This is a genomic window from Segatella copri (assembly GCF_019127135.1).
Lineage (GTDB): Bacteria > Bacteroidota > Bacteroidia > Bacteroidales > Bacteroidaceae > Prevotella.
In genome coordinates this window covers 1-6,274 of the sequence record NZ_JAHOEA010000097.1, presented here as the reverse complement: position 1 = coordinate 6,274, position 6,274 = coordinate 1, and the positions used below count along the sequence as shown (strand labels likewise).

General features: G+C 40.5%; 7 protein-coding genes. All 7 read left to right on the top strand.

The genetic code is table 11. From position 1 onward, the window contains the following. Positions 1-130 precede the first annotated feature (130 nt). The 7 genes from KSW37_RS14895 to KSW37_RS14865 all read left to right on the top strand — a co-directional run bounded on the left by KSW37_RS14895 (position 131) and on the right by KSW37_RS14865 (position 6,188). A complete protein-coding gene (locus tag KSW37_RS14895; RefSeq protein ID WP_217315185.1) occupies positions 131-1,297 on the top strand; it encodes a sensor histidine kinase in 1,167 nt (388 codons plus the stop codon). A 104-nt stretch (positions 1,298-1,401) separates the two neighbouring features. After that, positions 1,402-1,920 carry a YceD family protein gene (locus tag KSW37_RS14890; RefSeq protein WP_119229608.1) on the top strand — a complete coding sequence of 173 codons (519 nt, stop codon included), beginning with the start codon at positions 1,402-1,404 and terminating at the stop codon, positions 1,918-1,920. 29 nt (positions 1,921-1,949) lie between these two features. Next, positions 1,950-2,135, top strand: a complete 186-nt coding sequence (rpmF, locus tag KSW37_RS14885; RefSeq protein ID WP_006848356.1) for a 50S ribosomal protein L32 — start codon at positions 1,950-1,952, stop codon at positions 2,133-2,135. Continuing rightward, a complete protein-coding gene (locus tag KSW37_RS14880; protein ID WP_217315183.1) occupies positions 2,135-3,148 on the top strand; it encodes a beta-ketoacyl-ACP synthase III in 1,014 nt (337 codons plus the stop codon). The genes rpmF and KSW37_RS14880 overlap by 1 nt, the downstream gene beginning before the upstream one ends. Before the next feature lie 145 nt (positions 3,149-3,293). Beyond that, positions 3,294-4,175: a GTPase Era gene (gene era, locus KSW37_RS14875; protein ID WP_217315181.1), complete on the top strand. Its 882-nt coding sequence runs from the start codon at positions 3,294-3,296 to the stop codon at positions 4,173-4,175. A 261-nt stretch (positions 4,176-4,436) separates the two neighbouring features. Then, a complete protein-coding gene (gene der / locus KSW37_RS14870) occupies positions 4,437-5,750 on the top strand; it encodes a ribosome biogenesis GTPase Der (protein ID WP_117694991.1) in 1,314 nt (437 codons plus the stop codon). Positions 5,751-5,789: 39 nt separating this feature from the next. Next, complete coding sequence (locus tag KSW37_RS14865; protein WP_217315179.1) at positions 5,790-6,188, top strand: hypothetical protein; 399 nt, start codon at positions 5,790-5,792, stop codon at positions 6,186-6,188. Positions 6,189-6,274 lie beyond the last annotated feature (86 nt).

Below are 6,274 nucleotides of genomic sequence, written 5' to 3'. Positions count from 1 at the left end.
GTAGCCGCCTCCTTTTATCAAGAGCCTCAGATTTCGAAAGATTTCTGAGGCTTTTTTGTTTTTTTATCTGCTCAAGATTTTTTTTTCAGCAGATGATGTGGATTACACGGATTTTTATTATCTTTGCAACATGATTTGGACCGATAGAATACGACAGGTGAAGATTTTTCTGGTGATAGCGGCAGTGTTTATAGCTGTCGCCTCTCTTGTTGTGTCCCATTTTCTGGTTCGTGATTTAGCTGAAGAGGAACGCAACCGTATGGCGGTTTGGGCTGAAGCTATGCGTACGCTTAATAATGCAGATGAGAATACTGACTTGAACTTGGTATTGAAGGTTATCAATGAAAACAATTCCATTCCGGTTATCGTGATGGATTCTGAAAACCATGCTCAGACTTTTCGTAACGTTGATGTGGAAGGGAAAGATTATGCTGATTCTCTGGCTTATGCTTCTGCCATCGGTCAGCGGCTCTTGAAACAAGGCAAGAATATTAAAATAGAATTAGATGATTCAACGCATGACTATATTCAGGTTTGCTATGATGAATCCCTTATGATACGGCGTCTGTCAGCTTATCCTTATATACAGTTGGGGGTAGTCATGCTCTTTGTGGTTATAGCCATCTTTGCTTTGCTTACTTCCAAAAGAGCGGAACAGAATAAGGTGTGGGTGGGGTTGTCTAAAGAAACTGCTCATCAGTTGGGTACTCCTATTTCCAGTCTGATGGCTTGGATTGAAATACTGAAAATGAATTATCCCGACGATGAACTCATTCCTGAAATGAACAAGGATATTCAGCGTTTACAACTGATAGCAGACCGTTTCTCAAAGATTGGTGCCCTGCCAGAACCAGTTCCTGCCAGTTTGAACGAAGTGATGAATCATGTTATAGACTACATGGATCGTCGAACTTCGAAGAATGTCAAAATGGTGAAGGAAATTCCTGAACAGGATGTTATTGTTAAGATGAATGCTTCTCTCTTTGAATGGGTGATAGAAAATTTATCGAAGAATGCTGTTGATGCTATGGGAGCAAAAGGTGGACAGATTACGCTCCATGTGGAAGAGACGGATGATAAAGCTATTATAGAAGTTTCAGATACTGGAAATGGTATTAGAAAGAAGGATTTGAAGAATGTGTTCCGTCCTGGTTTTACAACCAAAAAACGAGGTTGGGGCTTAGGTTTATCACTAGCTAAGCGAATCGTAGAAGAATATCATCATGGTAAAATATGGGTGAAAAGTACTGAAATTGGGCATGGAACCACCTTCAGAATCGAGTTAAAGAAAGAATAATCAATTAATAATGAGTGATTTTAGTGATTTTTACATAAAAAATTATTTTATCTCAAAAATTATTTGTAACTTTGCAGCCCGAAACAATATAGAATATATTGAATATGTGTAACATAGATTCTTTTAAGATTGATTTGAAAGCTTTACCTCAAGGTATAACCGAAAAGGAATTTAAGCTTACCAATGAATATTTTGAGGCAATCGATGCTCCTGATGTTCAGAGAGGCGAGTTGTCAAGTAGTCTGTCTATCAATAGGACGGACGACTTCTTCGAACTCAATTTTCATACAGAGGGAGTGGTTCACATACCATGCGACATCTGTCTGGACGATATGGATCAAACCATTGAGACTGATGACAGACTTGTCGTAAAATTCGGAGAAGAGTACTCAGAGGATGATGAACTGGTGACTGTGGCCGAGAACGAAGGAATGCTCGATGTCGCTTGGTTTATCTATGAATTTATAGATCTCAATATTCCCATCAAGCATGTGCATGCACCTGGAAAATGCAACCCTGCTATGATTGAAAAGCTCAATGAGCATTCTGCCGCCCGAAGCGGTGAGGAAGAAGAGGAAACTGTAGATCCACGCTGGGAAGCTCTATTGAAATTGAAAAAATAAAAATTAAAATTTTAAACATTTAAAAAATTATGGCACATCCTAAAAGAAGACAGTCAAAGACACGTACACTTAAGAGAAGAACTCATGATAAGGCAGTAGCTCCTACATTGGCAGTTTGCCCTAACTGTGGTGCATACTATGTATACCACACTGTTTGCCCTACTTGCGGTTACTATCGTGGTAAGGTTGCAATCGTTAAGGAAGCAGCTGAATAATGGGTAAGATTAATGCTGTAATTACAGGTGTTGGTGGCTACGTGCCAGAATATATCCTCAACAATGAGGAGTTATCTCGCATGGTAGATACTACAGATGAGTGGATTACCACCCGTGTGGGTATCAAAGAGCGCCGCATCCTTACAGAGGAAGGTCTTGGAACCAGCTATCTGGCACGTAAAGCTGCCAAGCAGTTGATTCAGAAGACTGGCGTGGATCCAGATACAATCGATGCATTGATTGTAACAACCACGACACCTGACTATAAGTTCCCTTCTACAGCATCTATCGTCCTCGGCAAGCTGGGTTTGAAGAATGCTTTTGCATTTGACTTCTCTGCTGCTTGCTGTGGATTCTTGTATACCCTTGATGTTGCTGCAAGCATGATTCAGAGTGGTAGATACAAGAAGATTATTGTGATTGGTGCTGACAAGATGTCTTCACTGGTAGATTACACTGACCGTGCTACTTGCGTTCTCTTCGGAGATGGTGCAGGTGCGGTTTTGGTGGAGGCAACTGAAGAGGAGAACGTTGGAGTTCAGAACTCATACCTTCGTACAGATGGACAAGGTTTGCCTTTCCTTCACATGAAGGCTGGTGGTTCTGTTTGCCCTCCTTCACATTTTACAGTTGATCATCGTCTGCATTATCTTTATCAGGAAGGTCGTACTGTATTCCGTTACGCAGTAACAGATATGAGCAACGACGTGATGAAAATCATGGAAATGAACAACCTGAAGGCTGATGATGTGAACTGGGTAATTCCTCACGAGGCTAATCTCCGTATTATTGAGGCAGTAACCAAGCGTGCTGGAATTCCACTTGATAAGGTGGTTGTAAACATCGATCATTATGGAAATACTAGTGCAGCAACAATTCCATTGGCACTCTGGGATGCAGAAAGCCAATTGAAGAAGGGCGATAACGTCATCTTCACAGCATTTGGTGCAGGATTTGTACATGGCGCTTCTTTCTATAAGTGGGCGTATGATGGCGCTGCTTACGGAAAGTAATCTATAAAAATAGGATAGAATAATTATCTATATAAGGAAACGCATCTTTCTTATTTCTCTATAAATAAGTAAGGATGCGTTTCTTTAGCTTAAAAACAATAGAGCTTAACTTCTTGATAGTAAATTTTGCTAAATTCAATTTTTTATGCATAAAGCTGGTTTCGTAAATATAGTAGGTAACCCTAATGTGGGAAAAAGTACCTTGATGAATCAATTGGTGGGTGAACGTATTAGTATTGCAACTTTTAAGGCTCAGACAACCCGTCATCGTATCATGGGTATTGTGAATACTGATGATATGCAGATTGTATTTTCTGATACTCCTGGTGTTTTGAAGCCTAATTACAAGATGCAGGAGATGATGCTTGCCTTCTCTGAGAGTGCATTGGCGGATGCTGATGTGCTGCTTTATGTGACTGATGTGATAGAAAACCCTGAAAAGAACATGGAATTCTTGGAAAAGGTTAAGAAAATGCAGATTCCTGTACTCTTGCTCATCAACAAGATTGATCAGAGTGATCCGAAGAAGTTGGGTGATATTGTTGAAAAATGGCACTCTTTGTTGCCTAATGCAGAGATTCTTCCTATCTCAGCGAAGAATAAATTCGGAACGGATATGCTCTTGAAGCGCATTAAGGAACTCTTGCCAGAATCTCCTGCTTTCTTTGATAAGGATCAGTTGACAGACAAGCCTGCCCGTTTCTTCGTTTCTGAGATTATCCGAGAAAAGATTTTGCTCTATTATGATAAGGAAATTCCTTATTCTGTAGAGGTAAGAGTGGAACGATTTAAGGAAGATGAAAACCGTATCCACATCAATGCTGTGATTTATGTTGAACGTGATTCACAAAAGGGTATCATCATCGGTCACCAGGGTATCGCATTGAAAAAGGTGAATACCGAGAGTCGTAAGGCTCTGGAAAAGTTCTTCGACAAGAAAATCTTCTTGGAGACTTTCGTAAAAGTTGATAAGGATTGGCGCAGTTCTCAGCGAGAACTTGATGCCTTTGGATATAATCCGGAATAATTGATAGTGATTAATGATCAGTGATTAATGATCAGTGATTAATGATCAGTGATTAATGATTAGTGATTAGCATAGTTCTAATCACTAATCACTAAAAACTAATCACTAATATCAACTTCTCCTCCCTGAATGTAATCGAGGGAGTGACTCTTGCCAAAAGGGCGAGGGCCGGAGCAAGGTCAGCTTCGGCAAATTATTAACTTGGATGCAGAGACCACATCCTTGAATACCTCCTAAAAGGAAGGAGGATAATGACTGTTTATGGCAAATTTAGTAGCTATCGTAGGACGCCCTAATGTGGGTAAGTCTACTTTATTTAATCGTTTGACTCAATCACGTCGCGCTATCGTTAGTGATACTGCCGGTACTACTCGTGACCGCCAGTATGGTAAGTGCAGTTGGAATGGTAGAGAATTTTCTGTTGTTGATACCGGTGGTTGGGTTGTAAAATCTGATGATATTTTTGAAGATGCTATCCGCAAGCAGGTGCTTGTTGCTACCGAAGAGGCTGACCTGGTTCTTTTCCTGGTAGACGTTAACACGGGCCTTACTGATTGGGATGAGGACGTGGCGCTTATTTTGCGTCGTGCCAAATTGCCTGTTATCCTTGTTGCTAACAAGGTTGATAACAGTGCTGAGTATTATCAGGCTGCTGAGTTCTACAAGTTGGGCTTGGGTGATCCTCAGTGTATCAGTGCTGCTACAGGTGGTGGTACTGGTGATTTGCTTGATATGATTTTGGACAAACTTCAGGACAATCCTGAGGAGGCAATCGAAGAAGATATTCCTCGTTTTGCGGTAGTAGGTCGTCCGAATGCTGGTAAGAGTAGTATTATCAATGCTTTTATTGGTGAGGATCGTAATATCGTGACAGAAATTGCAGGTACTACACGTGACAGTATCTATACTAGATATGATAAGTTCGGTTTCGATTTCTACCTGGTTGATACAGCCGGTATCCGTCGTAAGAACAAGGTAAGCGAAGACTTGGAATTCTATTCGGTGATGCGTTCTATCCGTGCCATCGAGAATAGTGATGTCTGCATCCTGATGCTTGATGCTACCCGTGGTATCGAAACCCAGGATATGAACATCTTCCAGTTGATTCAGAAAAATAACAAGAGTCTGGTGGTTGTAGTAAACAAATGGGACTTGGTTGAGGAGAAGAATCAGAAGGTAATTGATACTTTTGAAAATGCTATCCGCAAGCGTATGGCTCCATTCGTAGACTTTCCTATCATCTTTGCTTCAGCCTTGACTAAGCAGCGTATTTTCCGAGTATTGGAAACTGCCAAGGAAGTTTACCAGAACCGTAAGGCTCATATCGGAACTTCTAAGTTGAATGAGGTGATGTTGCCTATTATCGAGGCATATCCTCCACAGAGCATAAAGGGTAAGTATATCAAAATTAAGTATTGCACCCAGTTGCCTAATACAACGATTCCTTCGTTTGTATTCTATGCAAACTTGCCTCAGTATGTCAAGGAGAACTATCGCCGTTTTCTGGAGAATAAGATTCGTGAGAACTGGTCATTACATGGCTGTCCTATCAACGTCTTCATTCGTCAGAAGTAAATAAATGAAGCGAAGAATGCAGAATCAAAGTGTATAAAAATGAAGAAACTTTTGATTTTTATGATATTCATGGTGGGATTGGTATTTTCTTCCTGTAGGGAGGAGAAACCTGATCCTGGCTATCTTGCAGGTATTGCTGCCAAGGGATATTATGATCTGCTTTTAGAGGGAAAGTATAAGGAGTTTGTAGATGGTTACAATCAACCTTATCGGTTGCCAAAGGGCTATCAGGATCAATTGCTGATGAATGCCGAAATGTTTGTTGAGCAGCAGCAAGATGAACATAAAGGTATGATTAAGGTGAATGTCCTGAATGCAAAGGCTGATACAGCGCATCATGTTGCTGATGTTTTTCTGCAAGTGGTGTATGGTGACAGTACTAAAGAACAGATTGTGGTACCTATGGTAGAGGTCAAGGATGCCTGGAAAATGAGATAGTATTTATTTGGTAATAAAAAAGCCATCAGCCGAGAGTGTAAACTAAACTGTGTCAAGCTACAATAAAAGTAGTTTAACACAGTTTT

Coding starts and splice junctions, on each gene's coding strand:
- KSW37_RS14865 (WP_217315179.1), top strand. CDS start 5,790: ATGAAGAAACTTTTGATTTTTATGATATTCATGGTGGGATTGGTATTT.
- KSW37_RS14890 (WP_119229608.1), top strand. CDS start 1,402: ATGTGTAACATAGATTCTTTTAAGATTGATTTGAAAGCTTTACCTCAA.
- KSW37_RS14895 (WP_217315185.1), top strand. CDS start 131: ATGATTTGGACCGATAGAATACGACAGGTGAAGATTTTTCTGGTGATA.
- der (WP_117694991.1), top strand. CDS start 4,437: ATGGCAAATTTAGTAGCTATCGTAGGACGCCCTAATGTGGGTAAGTCT.
- era (WP_217315181.1), top strand. CDS start 3,294: ATGCATAAAGCTGGTTTCGTAAATATAGTAGGTAACCCTAATGTGGGA.
- KSW37_RS14880 (WP_217315183.1), top strand. CDS start 2,135: ATGGGTAAGATTAATGCTGTAATTACAGGTGTTGGTGGCTACGTGCCA.
- rpmF (WP_006848356.1), top strand. CDS start 1,950: ATGGCACATCCTAAAAGAAGACAGTCAAAGACACGTACACTTAAGAGA.